Raw genomic sequence first — 15425 nt, 5'->3', positions numbered from 1 at the left:
ACTATTCTTATTTAATGTTGTTTACGATAAGCTACCGGGCTAATACCTGTTTCTTTTCTGAAAAGCCTGGAGAAATAGGGTGGATTTTCAAACCCAAGCTGATAGGCAATCTGCGCTACGGTAAGGTCGGCGCCAATCAGCAGGTTTTTTGCTTCTGTGATCAGATAACTATGGATGTGGTCGATGGCTGATCGGCCTGTTTCCTGTCTTAACAGATCACTGAGATAATGAGGCGACATTTTGAGTTGGGCGGCAATTGCTGTAACGGTTGGCAAGCCATTGGTTTGTAATTCGCCATTCTCAAAATACTGCCGGATAGCTTTATTAAATTTAGAAATTACCTTACCCGTAAGTTCCGCCCTATTCAGGAACTGGCGTTTATAAAAACGCTGAGAATATTTAAGGATAGCTTCAATATGTCCCAAAATGATCTCCTTGGTATACTCATCCTGATTGTTGTTGTATTCCGTCTCAATCTTACGGAACAGCTCCCACATAATTTCTTCCTCTCGGGGAGAAATATGGAGGGCCTCATTGGTTTCGTAATCGAAAAAACTATATTTTTTGATGGTTTGGTGCAACGATTCGCCATTCAGGAAATCAGGATGAAACATGATCGTAAATCCGCTTCCTTCCAGCTGGAGATTTTTAAGTTCGACTACCTGACCAGGTTTAATATAGATCATAGAACCCTGGTTGTGATCATACTTGGTGCGTCCGTAATAAAGACCGCCAGACAGTACCTTCTTAAACGCGATTATATAAAAAACCGTTGTATATTCATTTGAGGCCGTGCCGCATGAAGCCGGACATGTATTTACACACGTCATCAAACTAAGTAAGGGGTTTTCCGATATGGGCCAGCCCCGGGCTTTATGCAGATCGCTTAAATTTTTGAAATGCTTCATTTTGATAAAGATACGGCATCCGGCCAACGGAATGCCGTATCATTTTTTAATTTAACTGATTAATGACCATGTGCTGCCGCTGCAACTTCTTTCCAGGATTCCCAAACCGCCAGCCGGTCGGCATAAACCTGTTGCACACGCGGTAAAGCTACTTTTCCTAAAAGTAAGCGCAATGGTGGCTGATCACTGTCAACCAATTTAATAATAGCAGGTACAGTTGCCTCGGGGTTGCCGACCATTTCAGGGGTAAAGTAGCTATTGAATGTTTCCTTAATACCATCGTACACCGCTATAGATTGTGTTTTGATAGCCGAATCTCCGCTCCAGTCTGTGCCAAAGGCATTTGGTTCAACAAGACTTACATTGATGCCAAATCCTTTTACCTCTGCAGCAAGGCTTTCGCTTAATCCTTCAACTGCCCATTTAGAGGCTACATAGATACTTATAATAGGTGCACCTGTGTGACCCGCCAAACTTGATACTTGTATAATATGCCCATGACCTTGCTCCCGCATAACCGGGATAACGGCCTGGGTCATCCACAACAAACCAAATACATTGGTTTCGAATTGATCCCGGGCTTCCTGCTCGGTAGCCTCTTCAATGGCACCAAACAAACCATAACCAGCGTTATTGATCAGCACATCAATGCCGCCAAAATGTTCATTAGCTTGTTTAACAGCAGCAAAACATTGCTCGCGGTTATTCACATTCAGTTTAACAGGTAATATCGATTCTCCATAAGTGGATACCAGATCACTTAATGAATCAATATTTCGGGCGGTAGCGATTACTTTATCACCACGTTTTAAAAATGCTTCGGCCCATATTTTTCCAAGCCCCCGGGATGCGCCTGTTATTAAAATTACTTTAGATTTCATATCAATTATTTTATGATACAAAATTACAGGCAGCCGGTACCGGCAGACTTATACATATCGCTGAATATCGGATACATATTTTGCCCGGTGTAGAGTTATATTTTCAGTTTCAATAGCTTATCCGCATTGCTATGGGCAATTTTAGCCACTTGCTCATCGGGAAGGTCAATCGCGTTCAGGAATTCAATACCCATTTCGTTGGTACTAAATGGATAATCGATAGAGAACATAATATTATCAATACCGAAAGTATCTAAAGCGATTTTTAAAGGTGGCTGCGTAAAAAAACCACTGGTAGTGATATGAACCTGTTGATGGAAAGTATCGCTAAGGGAACGCTGGTTGGCACCTCCATTGCCGGGTTTAAATGCCCGTTCAGATCGAGCCATCATCATAGGTAGCATTTCGCCCATGTGTCCAATAATCAGGTTTAGTTTCGGATACTTATCGAAAACGCCGGAATATAGCAGGCGTAAAACATGCAAAGCAGTTTCTGCGTGCCATCCCCAGCCGTAACAGGCCAGTGCTTCGGCCATCCCCAAATGATTGGGCGATCCACTGTAATAAATATCGGCTATCCCTTTTGGCGGCAATCCGGGGTGGAGGTAAATGGGTACATCCAGCTTTTCGGCCCTTTCAAATATTGGGGCAAATTCGGGTTGATCTAAAAATTTGTCATTAGTCAGTCCCCTGATCATGGCTCCGCGGAAATGGTATTCTGTCACAGCGCGTTCCAGTTCATCAGCCGCGGCAAGAGGAGCTGTCATAGGGAGATGGGCAAAGGCTGCAAAACGGCTCTCAAAACCGGCTATCCTCTCAGCAATCAGGTCATTATATTGTGTAGCAAAAGCCGGGCCTTCTTCCGGGCTTAAAAGATTGGCCCCAGAACTATCCACAGAGAGTACCTGCATGCTAATGCCATTATCATCCATTGATTTTAATCGCTCGCCGGTAATATCAGCCAGCTTGGGAACCAACTGCTGCATCCTTTCTGATTGACCAAAGCCACCCAAAGCAGCTTTGGGTATTTGATCAGCCATTTCCGGAAAAGAAATATGTTCTTCAAGTGTTACTATTCTCATGTTAAATTGATAAAATGTTTGTCGGGATAGGAGAAACTATTGACTACCAGGGAACCTCGCCTCCGTCTTTAAAAAACTTAGCGGTAGTGTTTGGATGGGATTGTGTTGCCAGTTGTACAATAGGCACTGCGCCTTGCTCTACGGTTTTTGCTCCCTGAAATTGATTTAGATCGGTAGCCGTATATCCTGGTGTAACACTGTTGACGCTAATACCTGCGTCACAAAGTTCATTGGCCAGCATTACCGTAAAAGCGTTTAATGCAGTTTTAGAAGAACCGTATGCATTGTATTTATCCCGGTTTGTGTTTCTTCCTGCGTCAGTGCGCAGGGAGATAGAACCAACTTCACTGGAAACATTGATGATGGATGGTTCAGTTGATTTTCTCAGTAGGGGCAAAAATTCCTGCGTAGTTTGTATAGGGCCAAAAAAATTAACATCGAATACCTTGCGTAGGTTTTCCATGTCACCTGTAGAAAAATCTTGAGGTTGGTCGCCAGAAATACCAGCATTATTGATCAAAATATCTAAAGAATTAATTTTATTCTCCAATTCCTGCTTTGCCTGTCTAACTGATTTAATATCAGCTATATCAATTACAATAGTTTCTACGTTAGTTATACCCAGATCATTTAACTTTTGAATTGCTGCAAGTCCATGTGCTTTATCCCTGCTGCCTAAATAAACAAAATAGTTCAATTGTGCCAGTTGTTTGGCGGTTTCAAAACCGATCCCTTTATTGGCTCCGGTGATTAATACTGTTTTCATAATAATAGTTTTTGACAGATGTATCTTTCTCTGGAAAGAAAGCCCGTTACATTTAGGAAACCCTCCCTGAAATACATCAGCACAAAGAAACGCACACGTGTTTTAAACCGCAATGCATCATTAATGGTACTTATAGGACTATTGTGGGTAACACCATCCCGATTAAGTCCCATTTAAAAGAATTTTTAAATAAAATTTGCGAAACCGATCGGTTGCTTATATATTTGCAACTGATCGGTTTCTTATTTAATTAAAATAACTCATTATGAAAAGTAAAATACTCTTTGTTTTATGCCTGTTGGCTGGTTTGATGTTTATGAATGCGGGCCTGGATAAATTTTTACACTACATGCCCGTGCCTAAAGATATGCCCGAGAAAATGATAAAACACGGGAAGGCATTTATGGAAATTGGCTGGCTTTTGCCCTTGGTTGGTTCGGCCGAATTTGTTGGCGGTTTGTTACTGATCTTTGGCAGAACCAGGGCACTTGGCGCTGTTATTATCGTGCCGGTTTTAACTGGTATACTACTGACCAACATCAGCGTAGCCCCCTCGGGTTTACCTATTGTGTTTGCCTTGATAGCGATTATTCTATGGGTAATTATTGAGAACAGGGAAAAATACCTGCCCATGATCGGGAAATAATTTTTTTCGATGAGGAGAGATATTTTTCAAGCTATAGCAGACCCAACACGCAGGGCTATTATCGCTTTAATTGCCATACAGGCTATGACACCTAATGCTATTGCCGAGCATTTTGATACAACAAGGCAAGCTATTTCAAAACATCTGAGGATATTAACCGAATGCGAACTGGTGGAACAGAAACACCAGGGCCGGGAAATATACTATCAATTAGAAATTGATAAGATGAAAGAAATTGACAAATGGCTGGAACAATTCCGCCAGATCTGGGAAACCCGGTTTCTGCAACTCGATGAACTTTTATCCATTATTAAAAAAACATAGGAATGAAACACAATTTGTACTTTGACTTTATTACTGATAAACAAAAAAATACACTGACCATCAGGCGTGAGTTTTTAGCGGGCAGGCAATTGGTTTGGGACTGTCATACCAAAAGCGAATTGCTTGACCGCTGGTTTGCCCCCAAGCCATTAACCACCAGGACAAAATCGATGGATTTTCGTGAAGGGGGGCATTGGCACTATGCTATGGTAGAGCCAAACAGCACAGAATACTGGGGTTATACATCATACTTAAAAATCAAACCGATCGACTATTATACAACGCTGGATGCTTTCTCTAACGCCGATGGGGAGATAAATGAAGACCTGCCCCGTGCAGAGTGGCTGGTAACTTTTACAGATAAGGGCGAGAACGCCGTTGTAGAAACTGTGGTTACCTACAAATCGCTTTCGGATCTGGAAGCTGTTATACAAATGGGTATGGAGCAGGGGATGCTGGCAACGCTGGAAAAACTGGATGAACTGTTAGTAATCCTGAAAAAATAAAATGAACCATTTGCTGGGGTATGCATGTCGCATATGCCAGCAAATAATCATTATGCTTTAATAATTTGAGTTTAAAAGCTATTTAACGGATTTTAAGAATCGTTGATTCACATAACTCAAAACCGAACGGCCAAACGTTCGCTTTTGTTACAATTTACTCAATGGGTAGTCTATAATATATTATCTGTCAATATATTAGTAAATTGGAACAGCGATTGCGCTATTTAACTCATTGAACCCTTATATATTCCATATCAACCTGTATGATCTGTTCTTTCTCGGAACGATATTTATCGGGCTAACTTTTATCCTGCTGTTAGTAACTACTAAAAGATCCAATCAAGGGGCCAGCCGCTTTCTGGCCCTTGGCCTTGCCACTGTTGTTTTGTGGATGGCCTGGCTATTAGGCACCGACATCCGTTTGGAGAACTATTTTCCACATTGGAGCTGGCTACCAATGCGGTTTTCGTTGGCATTTGGTCCGCTGATTTTTTTTTATGTGCTTAAAATGACCCGGCCGGAATTTAAGTTCCGGTATAAGGATTTGCTCCACTTTAGTCCGTTGTTGCTGGAACTGGGGGCACACGCACTGCAGATAAAGGAGAGTTTGAGAACAAGCCTGGCCACCTACGATACCATGACCTTTCGGCAGTTGAACCCGGTATTGCAATTCCTTGCTTTTATCTCGGTTATTATCTACCTATACCAATGCCATAAGCTTATCCAAAACTACTATCAACAGCTAAAATTTACTGAGGGCGACCGGTACCGGTATGAGTTACGGTGGCTGCAACGCTTATTGATGGGTTTTGGCTTGATATGGCTATTGTGGGTGCCGTATACTGCCATCGATTATTTTTATTACCATGGTGAATTGGACTTACCGGCTTATTATCCTTTGTATCTCCTTTTAGCGGTCGTCTTCATCCGGGTAGCTATTGTGATATACTTAAGACCAGAGGCTGGCGCACCGGCTGAAATACCTTTACTTTCAAAGCCATTGCTCCCGGCAGAACTAAGGCAAAAAGCCACCTGGTTAAAGAAAACTATGAAAACCGGTCTATATTACCAGGATCCGGAACTCAGCTTAAGCTCATTGGCCGGAAAGCTTGATCTAAGTCTTCATGAACTATCGCGCATTATCAACACGGTATTCAAGAAAAGCTTCAATGATTTCATCAATGACTATCGCGTCGCGGATGTTGTTCGGAAAATGCAGGACCCGGCTTATGCCCATCTTACCCTGCTTGGTATTGCATTTGAATCGGGGTTCAATTCCAAAACTACTTTTAACCGCATTTTTAAACAAATAACCGGGAAAAGCCCCGTTGAATATAAAAATGAACTTAAAAAAGAGCGCCCATCTTATAACTTGGGACGTCAATCCCGTTTTGCGCCGGTAATTTCGTTGCATGAAATCGCCCCTAAGTGGTTTCATTGGAAATCAAATCGCAACTTTATGTTTAAGAATTATTTGAAAATAGCACGGCGCAACCTGATGCGTAATAAAAGTTACGCTGCTATTAATATTACCGGCTTAGCTGTTGGCATTGCCGTTTGCATGGTGATATTTATCATTATACAGTTTCAAACAGGCTTTGATAACTTTCATGAAAAGAAAGATCGTATCTATCGTGTGCTAACCGAATATCATCGTTCGGAATCAGCAAATATTTCTTATGGTAAAGACGTCCCTTTGCCAATGCCTACAGGACTGAAAACATCTTTTCCGCAAATAGAACAAGTGGCCCCTATTTTTGCAAGCCGCGATGATGAGTTGCTGATAGGTGATAATAATGGAACCCCAATAAAAACATTTAAAGAACAACGGGGGGTATTTTTTACAGGGCCCTCATTTTTTAAAATATTTGATTTTCCTTTGCTTGCCGGTTCGTATACCTCATTAGAAGATCCGAACAATGTATTGCTTACAAAAGAGATCGCGGAAAAATATTTTGGCGACTGGAAAACAGCAATAGGCAAAACTATTAAACTAAGAGCTGGCGGCTATATATTTGAACATGGCACCGAAGTATTGAAAGTTTCGGGCATTCTTGCCCCCGTACCTGCAAATACAGACTTTCAGCTAAAAGTTGTTGTGGCTTATGGAACAGGTTTTACCGGAAGTATTATAGAAAAATCTACCAATTGGGAGGATAGGACAGGGACTGATTTTGGTTGCTATGTTTTGTTACCGCCGAATATTTCGGTTGATAATTTTAATCAGCAATTAAGAGCTTATTCACAAAAGGTGCAATCTCCGGAAAATAAGGATAGTCATATTGTGCAACCATTAAGCGCGGTGCATTATGATACCCGGGTGGGTAATTACAGTAATATAACCATCAGTCATCAACTGCTCAATGTATTGTGGCTGATAGCGGCATTCATCCTGTTAATTGCCTGTGTAAATTTTATCAACCTCTCTACGGCGCAGGCTGTTAATAGGGCAAAGGAGGTTGGTGTAAGAAAAGTGTTGGGGAGTAGTAAATCTCAATTGCAGATCCAATTCATCGTTGAAACATTTTTGATAGTGATAAGCGCGGTAATGTCTGCAGTGGTTATAACCATATTGGCATTGCCTGCTGTAAGCCGACTTTTAGAACTTTCGCTTTCATTCAATATATTCAGCAATCCGGCAATTATTTTATTTCTTTTGATTGTAACCATTGCCGTAACTGTGCTCGCCGGTTTCTATCCCGCTATTGTTTTGTCGCGTTTCAATCCGGTAAACGCTTTAAAAAGTAAACTGACAGCAAATACCGGAAACGGAATTTCATTAAGAAGGGGGTTGGTGGTTTTTCAATTCATCATTGCCCAGGCACTCATCATCGGGACGCTCATCATTGTAAAGCAGATGGATTATTTTATGGATCAACCCTTAGGCTTTGATAAAGACGCTATTGTAAACGTCCCTTTCCGTACAGATAGTCTTCGTCTTAGTAGAATGGATTATTTGAAAAAACAGCTACTATCGATAAGCGGGGTGCAGGTAGTAAGTTATAGCTCCAACACACCGGTTGAAAATGGTAATGATATGTGGAGTACGCTTAGATTTGACCATGCAACAAAAGAAACAGATTTTAAGGCAATCACCAAATTCACCGATAACGAATATGTTCCCGCTTACAAGCTGACTTTAATAGCCGGAAGAAATTTGCAACCTTCAAATTTAACAAAGGAGTTTTTAGTGAACGAGTCGCTGCTGAAAAGTCTGGGAATAAAAAATCCTGAGGATATATTAAATAAAGAAATAAGCATCTGGAACGACCAGATAAAATGCCCGGTTGTTGGAGTATTGAAAGATTTTAATGACCGATCTTTTCGTAATGATCTTGCACCATTACTTATTACCACAGACGTTGTAATGTACAACCAGGCGGGAATAAAACTGGCAACCAAAAACATTTCCTCCACAATGGAATCTGTTAAAAAAATGTTTGAGCAAACATTCCCGGATTATGTTTATGAGTACAAGTTTTTGGATGATAAGATTGCCAGTTTTTACAAACAGGAAAGTCAGTTAGCGGCTTTGTACAAAATTTTCGCGGTAATTGCCATATTCCTTAGCTGCCTGGGCCTGTATGGTTTAGCTTCATTCATGGCCGTGCAACGGATAAAAGAAGTTGGCATCCGTAAAGTACTTGGTGCCACTGCAGGGAATATTGTCTATCTGTTTTCAAAAGAATTTATAATACTCATTACCATTGCGTTTGCCATTGCCGCGCCCATCGCGTGGTATTACATGCACCAATGGTTGCAGGCTTATGCCTATCGTATAAGCATCAGTTGGTGGTTATTTGTAGTGGGCGGGCTTGCTGCAACAATTATTGCACTGGTAACTATAAGTTTCCAGGCAATAAAAGCGGCAAAAGCAAACCCTGTGAAGAGTTTGCGAAGCGAATAATATAAAAGCCGCTTCTGCGGTAAAGAGCTTGGGTCAAATAAGGTGAGATCTGAGGTTTAGTTGACACGTTAATGTGGTGCGTTCCGGGGTGAGATCCGGAGCGCATTTTTATATTTTAACAGATAGATTTCCAGCTTTATGCCGGCAGATATTTCTGGAGTATTTTCCCGTTTTTGAAGGCGGTTGAACTCTCTAATCGCAGCACTTTTTTATCCTTAAAAATAGAAAGGCCAGTTCCGATAGCAACCGGGTTCCGGATAATGTAATATTCATCAATAAGGTTATGGCTGATGAGAGAGCTTGCAAAGTCGGCGCCTCCATAAACAATAATATCTTTACCCGGTTGTTTTTTCAATGCTTGCACTGCAGTAGCCAGGTCCCCGTTCTCCACTTCTACGTTTTTGCCCTTGATGGTGGTTTGTGTACGGCTGAAAACGATCTTGCGCATACTCACCATACGTTGCGCTAAAGATTGGTGAGGACTGACGCCATCGACAACTAATCCGTTCTCCCAGTGATCAATGAAATCGCGGGTCATTTTGCGGCCCAGCAAAATGGTGTCGCAACTGTCGGCCAGCTCAATCGCTTTGTTGAAACCTGTTTCATCCTGGTCGCCCGGAATCCACATCCAGTCCAGCTCGCCATTTGGCCCGGCTACAAAGCCATCAATGGTCATTTGTACCTGTAATTTTAATTTTCGCATAACATTCGTTTTTAAATGTGATGATGTTTGTTTCCATTATAAATGTCTGTAAACTGCTCTGGATGTTAAGGGCATACACGATATCATTCATAAGCAGTATATAGAAAAGTGAGGCAGACGCTGTTCATTTATTAAATTACAGACAATTATGTAGGCACACGCGCTATGCGTGTACCTACATCAGGGAAGATCATTTTTTCAGTGGCCCAAGATGCTTATAAGTGTTCACGAGCAAGCCAGTAGGTGTGGTTTTCGAATCGACAAAGGCAAGTTCCCTGGCGTCAATACTGTCGGCCAATAAGCGTTTACCCCGACCCAGCAAAACAGGGTAGGTGATGAGTACCACCTCGTCGGCCAGCCCCTGGTCAAGCAATAGAGAGGTTAATGTTGAGCTTCCTACAACGATCAGATCGGGACCGTCTGTTGATTTAAGATCACGGATGGCCTTTATAGTGTCCTCATCCAAACTCTTTACCGGGCCCCATTCCAGGCTGTCGGGCCGGTGGGTTGCAATGTGTTTTGTTGCAGCGTTTATAGCATTCGCCATTGGAAAATCACCAGCAGTAGGCCAAAAGTTACTAAATATATCGTAGGTATGGCGGCCAAGCAGTAGGTCAAAGTTTGGCCCGTATGCTTCAAATAGTAAGGCTGCTCCGGCAGGGCTTCTGTAAGGTGTGGTCCATGCGCCATAGGTGTAATTTCCATCGTGCTCTATCACGCCATCCAGCGAGATGTGTTCGAAAATTCTGATCTTTCTCATGTTGTATCTATAAGTTTTAGTTATTAATCAAATTTAAAGAGTATAAGATACAAACATGCGGTGCAATCGCGACAATATAAGGGGGTTTTTAGCCATTTTCTACCATAGGGGGAATATTTGCAGAGTAAGCGGAGATCAAATACAGGTTGTTTAAATACCAGTAACATTTACCTAAAACATCCCTGTAAATTTTACAGGGGTGTTTTATTACAGATCCTTCAATCTAAAATTAGCTGAGTCGCTAAAATAACTTCCCGCTCCACCAGCAATGGAACTATCTGCCCAATAACAAGCGTTTGAAAATGTTCCGAATTTCGGTGTTCTGCCACGGCTTGTTCATCTGTGTAGCCTTCAAATAATAACAAGGTGTTTACATCTGAATTGCTTTGGTTGATATTGTAAAAGAGGTTCCCTTCTTCCTGGATGCTTTTTTTCGCAACCTCCCGAAGTAAGTTGAGTACTATGCTTAGCTGGCCTTCTTTAACCTGCCATTTGGCGAATACATGAATGGGTTGTTTGCTCATCTTTTTATAATTTTGGTACTGAACCATTTAGTTATACGCTCGGTTAGTAAATTATGCTTTAGTGGCTTCTAAAAGTGCGACTACTTTTTCGCCTACGCCCTTTGCCGAAGCTGGATTTTGCCCGGTTACCAGGTTACCGTCCTGCACACTATTGGCAGACCATGGCGCTGCAACTTGATAAATGGCACCCTGTTGGGTCAATGCGGTTTGCAAATCAAAAGGAACATCCTGCCTGGCGTAATTATCTTCTTCCTCGGTGGTAAAAGATGCGATATTTTTGCCATCCACCAGGTAAGAACCATTGCTCAGTTTTACATTAAGCAAAGATACCGGGCCATGACAAACGGCACTTACAACAGCATTGCGTTCGTAGGTTTCTTTGATTACTTGTTTAAGTAGAGGCGCTTCGGGCATGTCAACCATGGGGGCAAGGCCACCGGGCATAAATATGGCATCATAAGCGCTTACATCTACGGTATCCAGCTTCGACGCCTTTTGCATATCGGCCCAGCCATTACCTGTAAGAAATTTTAAATTATCCGGATCATCGGCCAGATTAAGGGCATCCAGGTAAGGTGTATCGCCCGATAAACTGGCAAAATCTATCTGGTAACCGGCTTTATCAAATTCGGCGTAGGGGTGGGCTACTTCGGGTAAAAAGTTGCCTGTTCTTCTGTTATGCGGGCCAATGGTGTTAGCATTGGAAACGATGATTAAAATTTTCTTTTTCATGACTTTAAATTTTAAATGATCAATTAGTTGTTTTGATATTTCAAATTTCAACATTTGAGCAGCCCCGCCGCGAGGAGGCAAGTCACAAAAAAAGTGTGACGGGAATCACACTCGTTAATGGTTATTTGTTTGCAGAATAGAGCCGGCTTAAGGTTTCTCGACTTACTCCCAGGTATTCGGCGATATATTTTTTGGGGATCTTTTGCATCAGATGCGGATAAAGTTTACCAAACTCTTCATACCGTTGTTGCGGGTTACCGGCAAGCAGGGAGATGATCCTCCGTTGTTGTGCTACGTATCCTTTGGTGAGTTTCACCCTGAAAAAATGCTCCATTTTATGCAGATCGGCCGACAGCTTTTCCCGGCCTTGAAGCGTGAGGTATAATACCTCGGCATCCTCCATACAGGTGATGTACAAGTCGGCCTTTTTTTCATTGAAATAGGCCTGATAGTCGGCCATCCACCAGTTTTCTCCGGCAAATTGTACAATGTGTTCCTTGCCTTCACTATCGAGGTAGAACATCCTGAAAATACCCGACATGATCAAATATTCGAAATTGGCCTGGTCGCCCTCCTGAATCAGGTATTGATGTTTTTTAACCTTTTTTAGCGTGAAAAAGGTTTTAATATGCGCGAACTCTTCATCACTTACCGTAATTATCTCTTCTATATGTTTCCGTAGTTTATCCATGAATAGCAGATGGTTCTGTTTGCAAATTGAATGTAGGAAAAATTAGCAAATGGTAGATAAGAGATATAAAAAAGATGGTTATTCCCATAGTTGCACAGGCACATAGTGCGTGTTTTCCGGCACATAAATATTGATCAAGTGCTTAATTATATCACCCGGTACGGGTGTGTCTGGTGGGGATCTTGAAAGGGCTAATCTGATATGTACTGTTACCGTACACCTGTGATAATTAAACTGTTCGTATTCGCACAACTGACTGTAAAAACGCGTTCTATCCAACTGTAAAACAGTCCATAGGGCTACTGGCATAGTAATTGTCCGGGTCGATAAGCAGATTTAGCGCACTTTTTGAAGTTCGACAAGCTCTACAACTATAAATCAAAATCATAATTATGTTTTCGAACTACTTAAAGATTGCCTTTCGTGTTCTTTGGCGTAACAAAGTTTATGTTATCCTTAACGTAGCGGGCCTTGGCTTTGCTATCGCCTGCTGCATATTGGCTTATCTCAATTATAACTACCGGGCCAATTTCGACCACAATCATACTGGTACCGAGCGGATTTACCGGCTCAATAGTATGCGGTTGGTTGACGGGAGTAAGCAACCCTGGGGTGTTACACCCCTGCCATTAGCTAAGCTCATTGAGAAAGATATATCCGGAGTAGAAGAGGTTGCCCGACTCAGCAGTTCTGCCGTTGTAGTAAAGCATGAGGAAAATACATTTGATGAACATATCCATTACGCTGATAAAAACCTGTTTGATTTTTTTAAATTCCCTGTGAAAAACGGAAGTCTGTCTGGTTTTGACCAACCTGATCAGGTAGTTATCAGTGATGCATTTGCCGGGAAATGTTTTTCTAAGGGAAATGCTGTCGGTCAGTCTCTGACAATCATTGGTTCAGATGGCAGTCCTAAGGTGTATATGGTTGCTGCTGTAGTTCAAAAGGTTCCGGCTAATTCAAGTATTCAGTTTGATATCATCACCTCATTTGAGAACGCGCCTGTTAATAAACTAACAACATTTAATAGCTGGAAGAATCCCGGTCTTGTTACTGCATTTCTCAAATTAAAAGATAAACAGTCTGCTGAATTAATGGCACGCACTTTTAATTCATATGTACAGATCAACAATCATAACAACACCGATTGGCCTGTATCGGGCTTTTTCCTTCAACCCTTCGCTGATTTAGCTACGAGCTCTGATATTGATATGCCAGGATACGTTTATGGTAGTCAGCTTACCGTTAATCCCCGGGGTGTACTGGTCATTGTTCCGGTTATTATGTCTCTTTTTATTTTGCTGATCACTTGCTTCAATTTTACTAATATTTCGGTGGCATTTGCCAGTGGAAGGTTAAAGGAGATCGGCATCCGTAAAGTAATAGGTGGACTCAGGAGGCAGCTGATCTGGCAGTTTCTTACCGAGAATATTGTTCTTTGTCTTTTGGCATCGGTATTGGCGTTGTTTTTTGTGCGATTGCTATTGCCAACAGTTATTCAGCTTACCGGTATCGACCTTTCACCTAACTTTGCCAGAGACTATGGTTTTTGGCTGTTTTTGATACTTATTCCTGCTGTAAGCGCGGTTTTTTCGGGTCTGTACCCCGCTATGTATATCAGCTCATTTGAGCCGGTTAAAATTCTCAAAGGCAAAACAGCCCTGGGTTCTTCCAATCGTTTTACTCGTTTTTTATTGATCGCACAATTCAGTTTGTCGTGTTTTGCGCTGGTAGTTGGTATCGTGATGTCCCAAAATGCCTCATTTCAGAAGAAAGCAGATTTTGGATACGCCATTAATGAGGTAGCTGTGGTAGAAATAAACAGTCCGCAGGAATATACCGCCCTCAGTCAGGTAGTTCAGCAATACCCCGAAATAAAAAGTGTAGCAGGATGTATGCAACAAATTGGCGACGGGACTTATACGCAAACGGTTAAAACCCCGAATGAAAAAATTCCGGTACAGGCCGCAAAAGTTGGCGGAGAAGCCTACCTCAAAACTATGGGTATACAGTTAATTCAGGGACGCCATTTTTATAATACGGGTGCTGATGCTGAGGAATCAATTCTGGTTAACCAAACCTTTGTGCAGCGGTTAGGGTTGAAACAACCACTTGGTAAGCGCATAAGCCTGGATAGTGCCCAATATACCATTGTTGGCGTTGTTAACGATTATAAAGAGTATGGCTTACACGACCTGGTGCCGCTATGTGTTTTGCATATGGCTAAACCTGCCGACTATAAATTTATGGTGGTGCGGGCAGATGAAAATAAATTGATTCAGGTAACCAAGCTCTTGCAAACAGCCTGGCATCAGGTTGCTCCGAATGTTCCATACCGGGGCTACCTGCAATCAGATTTGATTGAAAAAGAGCTCAGGATGACGCAAGGTTTTAAGTCGATTGCGTTTTTCCTGGCTGTAGTTACGTTGCTGCTGTCGGCATCAGGCTTGTTTGCTCAAATTGCGTTGAATATTGATAAACGAAGCAAAGAAATTGGTGTGCGCAAAGTGCTTGGTGCTTCTGTAATGCAAATTATCGGATTAATTAACCGGGAATTTATACGCATTATCCTGATCGCGTTTGTAATTGGCTCGGCATTGGGGTATTTGTTCACCAGTAAATTTATTTTTCAGGTTATCTATAAGTATCACCCCGATGCAGGGCCCGAACCATATATTGGCACATTATTGATCGTCATGCTTTCATGTATTGCCATTATCGGGACTAAGGTTTTTCAGGCGGCTAAAGAAAATCCAATAAAGAGATTACGTGCCGAATAGCTTTTTTTTTTCGTCTCCGCTCCCGCAAGCGCCCCGCTTGTGGTATTTATAAACGGAATGGAAATATTGTACGTCCTCAGCATGGTAACCGCAAGCTGGACGAATGAAGTAGCAAGGCTGTATATATAGAACTTCTATGTTATTTGAATGTAAATACCGTGTTTTCACCTATTGAATTAAAAGAAAATTAATTTCATCTTAAGGCTGTAGTTTAT

15 protein-coding genes are annotated in these 15425 nt (G+C 41.9%); 5 read left to right on the top strand and 10 right to left on the bottom strand.

The window, feature by feature from the left end; translation table 11 throughout:
• Positions 1-11 precede the first annotated feature (11 nt).
• The 5 genes from ACTJKG_RS08430 to ACTJKG_RS08410 all read right to left on the bottom strand — a co-directional run bounded on the left by ACTJKG_RS08430 (position 12) and on the right by ACTJKG_RS08410 (position 3810).
• Positions 12-908 carry a helix-turn-helix domain-containing protein gene (locus tag ACTJKG_RS08430; protein WP_440738941.1) on the bottom strand — a complete coding sequence of 299 codons (897 nt, stop codon included), beginning with the start codon at positions 906-908 and terminating at the stop codon, positions 12-14.
• A 59-nt stretch (positions 909-967) separates the two neighbouring features.
• Positions 968-1789, bottom strand: coding sequence for an SDR family NAD(P)-dependent oxidoreductase (locus ACTJKG_RS08425; RefSeq protein WP_172335006.1), 822 nt, complete (start codon positions 1787-1789; stop codon positions 968-970).
• A 95-nt stretch (positions 1790-1884) separates the two neighbouring features.
• Positions 1885-2871, bottom strand: a complete 987-nt coding sequence (locus tag ACTJKG_RS08420; protein ID WP_172335005.1) for an amidohydrolase family protein — start codon at positions 2869-2871, stop codon at positions 1885-1887.
• Between the two features lie 43 nt (positions 2872-2914).
• Positions 2915-3637: an SDR family oxidoreductase gene (locus ACTJKG_RS08415; protein ID WP_172335004.1), complete on the bottom strand. Its 723-nt coding sequence runs from the start codon at positions 3635-3637 to the stop codon at positions 2915-2917.
• Positions 3634-3810: a hypothetical protein gene (locus ACTJKG_RS08410; protein ID WP_440738940.1), complete on the bottom strand. Its 177-nt coding sequence runs from the start codon at positions 3808-3810 to the stop codon at positions 3634-3636. The genes ACTJKG_RS08415 and ACTJKG_RS08410 overlap by 4 nt, the downstream gene beginning before the upstream one ends.
• A gap of 92 nt (positions 3811-3902) precedes the next feature.
• Between ACTJKG_RS08410 and ACTJKG_RS08405 the strand changes: the two genes are divergently transcribed.
• From ACTJKG_RS08405 to ACTJKG_RS08390, 4 genes are all read left to right on the top strand, one after another.
• Positions 3903-4283, top strand: coding sequence for a DoxX family membrane protein (locus tag ACTJKG_RS08405; RefSeq protein WP_440738939.1), 381 nt, complete (start codon positions 3903-3905; stop codon positions 4281-4283).
• Between the two features lie 9 nt (positions 4284-4292).
• On the top strand, positions 4293-4607 hold the full coding sequence (locus tag ACTJKG_RS08400) for an ArsR/SmtB family transcription factor (protein WP_440738938.1): 315 nt from the start codon (positions 4293-4295) through the stop codon (positions 4605-4607).
• Positions 4608-4609: 2 nt separating this feature from the next.
• Positions 4610-5113, top strand: a complete 504-nt coding sequence (locus ACTJKG_RS08395) for an SRPBCC family protein (RefSeq protein WP_440738937.1) — start codon at positions 4610-4612, stop codon at positions 5111-5113.
• 232 nt (positions 5114-5345) lie between these two features.
• Positions 5346-9020: an ABC transporter permease gene (locus tag ACTJKG_RS08390; protein WP_440738936.1), complete on the top strand. Its 3675-nt coding sequence runs from the start codon at positions 5346-5348 to the stop codon at positions 9018-9020.
• Between the two features lie 136 nt (positions 9021-9156).
• Here ACTJKG_RS08390 and ACTJKG_RS08385 read toward each other — a convergent pair whose 3' ends face one another.
• The 5 genes from ACTJKG_RS08385 to ACTJKG_RS08365 all read right to left on the bottom strand — a co-directional run bounded on the left by ACTJKG_RS08385 (position 9157) and on the right by ACTJKG_RS08365 (position 12430).
• The gene (locus ACTJKG_RS08385; protein WP_172334999.1) at positions 9157-9723 is read right to left on the bottom strand and encodes a dihydrofolate reductase family protein; all 567 of its coding nucleotides are present in this window, start codon (positions 9721-9723) and stop codon (positions 9157-9159) included.
• A gap of 190 nt (positions 9724-9913) precedes the next feature.
• Positions 9914-10483, bottom strand: a complete 570-nt coding sequence (locus tag ACTJKG_RS08380) for a dihydrofolate reductase family protein (RefSeq protein ID WP_440738935.1) — start codon at positions 10481-10483, stop codon at positions 9914-9916.
• A 218-nt stretch (positions 10484-10701) separates the two neighbouring features.
• Complete coding sequence (locus ACTJKG_RS08375; protein WP_172334997.1) at positions 10702-11007, bottom strand: putative quinol monooxygenase; 306 nt, start codon at positions 11005-11007, stop codon at positions 10702-10704.
• Positions 11008-11058: 51 nt separating this feature from the next.
• Positions 11059-11739 carry a type 1 glutamine amidotransferase domain-containing protein gene (locus ACTJKG_RS08370; protein ID WP_172334996.1) on the bottom strand — a complete coding sequence of 227 codons (681 nt, stop codon included), beginning with the start codon at positions 11737-11739 and terminating at the stop codon, positions 11059-11061.
• 121 nt (positions 11740-11860) lie between these two features.
• A complete protein-coding gene (locus tag ACTJKG_RS08365; protein WP_440738934.1) occupies positions 11861-12430 on the bottom strand; it encodes a Crp/Fnr family transcriptional regulator in 570 nt (189 codons plus the stop codon).
• Positions 12431-12822: 392 nt separating this feature from the next.
• On the opposite strand from ACTJKG_RS08365, the gene ACTJKG_RS08360 reads away from it, so the two are divergent.
• Positions 12823-15210, top strand: a complete 2388-nt coding sequence (locus ACTJKG_RS08360; RefSeq protein ID WP_440738933.1) for an FtsX-like permease family protein — start codon at positions 12823-12825, stop codon at positions 15208-15210.
• The last annotated feature ends 215 nt before the right edge of the window (positions 15211-15425 follow it).

It is taken from the genome of Mucilaginibacter sp. 22184 (genome assembly GCF_052045695.1).
Taxonomy (GTDB): Bacteria; Bacteroidota; Bacteroidia; order Sphingobacteriales; family Sphingobacteriaceae; genus Mucilaginibacter.
The sequence above is the reverse complement of the archived record's forward strand: the minus strand, read 5'-3'. Positions and strand labels throughout refer to the sequence as shown.

Bases quoted from the DNA above. Each gene is read 5' to 3' on its own strand.
- ACTJKG_RS08430 (WP_440738941.1), bottom strand. From the start codon at position 908: ATGAAGCATTTCAAAAATTTAAGCGATCTGCATAAAGCCCGGGGCTGG.
- ACTJKG_RS08425 (WP_172335006.1), bottom strand. From the start codon at position 1,789: ATGAAATCTAAAGTAATTTTAATAACAGGCGCATCCCGGGGGCTTGGA.
- ACTJKG_RS08420 (WP_172335005.1), bottom strand. From the start codon at position 2,871: ATGAGAATAGTAACACTTGAAGAACATATTTCTTTTCCGGAAATGGCT.
- ACTJKG_RS08415 (WP_172335004.1), bottom strand. From the start codon at position 3,637: ATGAAAACAGTATTAATCACCGGAGCCAATAAAGGGATCGGTTTTGAA.
- ACTJKG_RS08410 (WP_440738940.1), bottom strand. From the start codon at position 3,810: ATGGGACTTAATCGGGATGGTGTTACCCACAATAGTCCTATAAGTACC.
- ACTJKG_RS08405 (WP_440738939.1), top strand. From the start codon at position 3,903: ATGAAAAGTAAAATACTCTTTGTTTTATGCCTGTTGGCTGGTTTGATG.
- ACTJKG_RS08400 (WP_440738938.1), top strand. From the start codon at position 4,293: ATGAGGAGAGATATTTTTCAAGCTATAGCAGACCCAACACGCAGGGCT.
- ACTJKG_RS08395 (WP_440738937.1), top strand. From the start codon at position 4,610: ATGAAACACAATTTGTACTTTGACTTTATTACTGATAAACAAAAAAAT.
- ACTJKG_RS08385 (WP_172334999.1), bottom strand. From the start codon at position 9,723: ATGCGAAAATTAAAATTACAGGTACAAATGACCATTGATGGCTTTGTA.
- ACTJKG_RS08380 (WP_440738935.1), bottom strand. From the start codon at position 10,483: ATGAGAAAGATCAGAATTTTCGAACACATCTCGCTGGATGGCGTGATA.
- ACTJKG_RS08375 (WP_172334997.1), bottom strand. From the start codon at position 11,007: ATGAGCAAACAACCCATTCATGTATTCGCCAAATGGCAGGTTAAAGAA.
- ACTJKG_RS08370 (WP_172334996.1), bottom strand. From the start codon at position 11,739: ATGAAAAAGAAAATTTTAATCATCGTTTCCAATGCTAACACCATTGGC.
- ACTJKG_RS08365 (WP_440738934.1), bottom strand. From the start codon at position 12,430: ATGGATAAACTACGGAAACATATAGAAGAGATAATTACGGTAAGTGAT.
- ACTJKG_RS08360 (WP_440738933.1), top strand. From the start codon at position 12,823: ATGTTTTCGAACTACTTAAAGATTGCCTTTCGTGTTCTTTGGCGTAAC.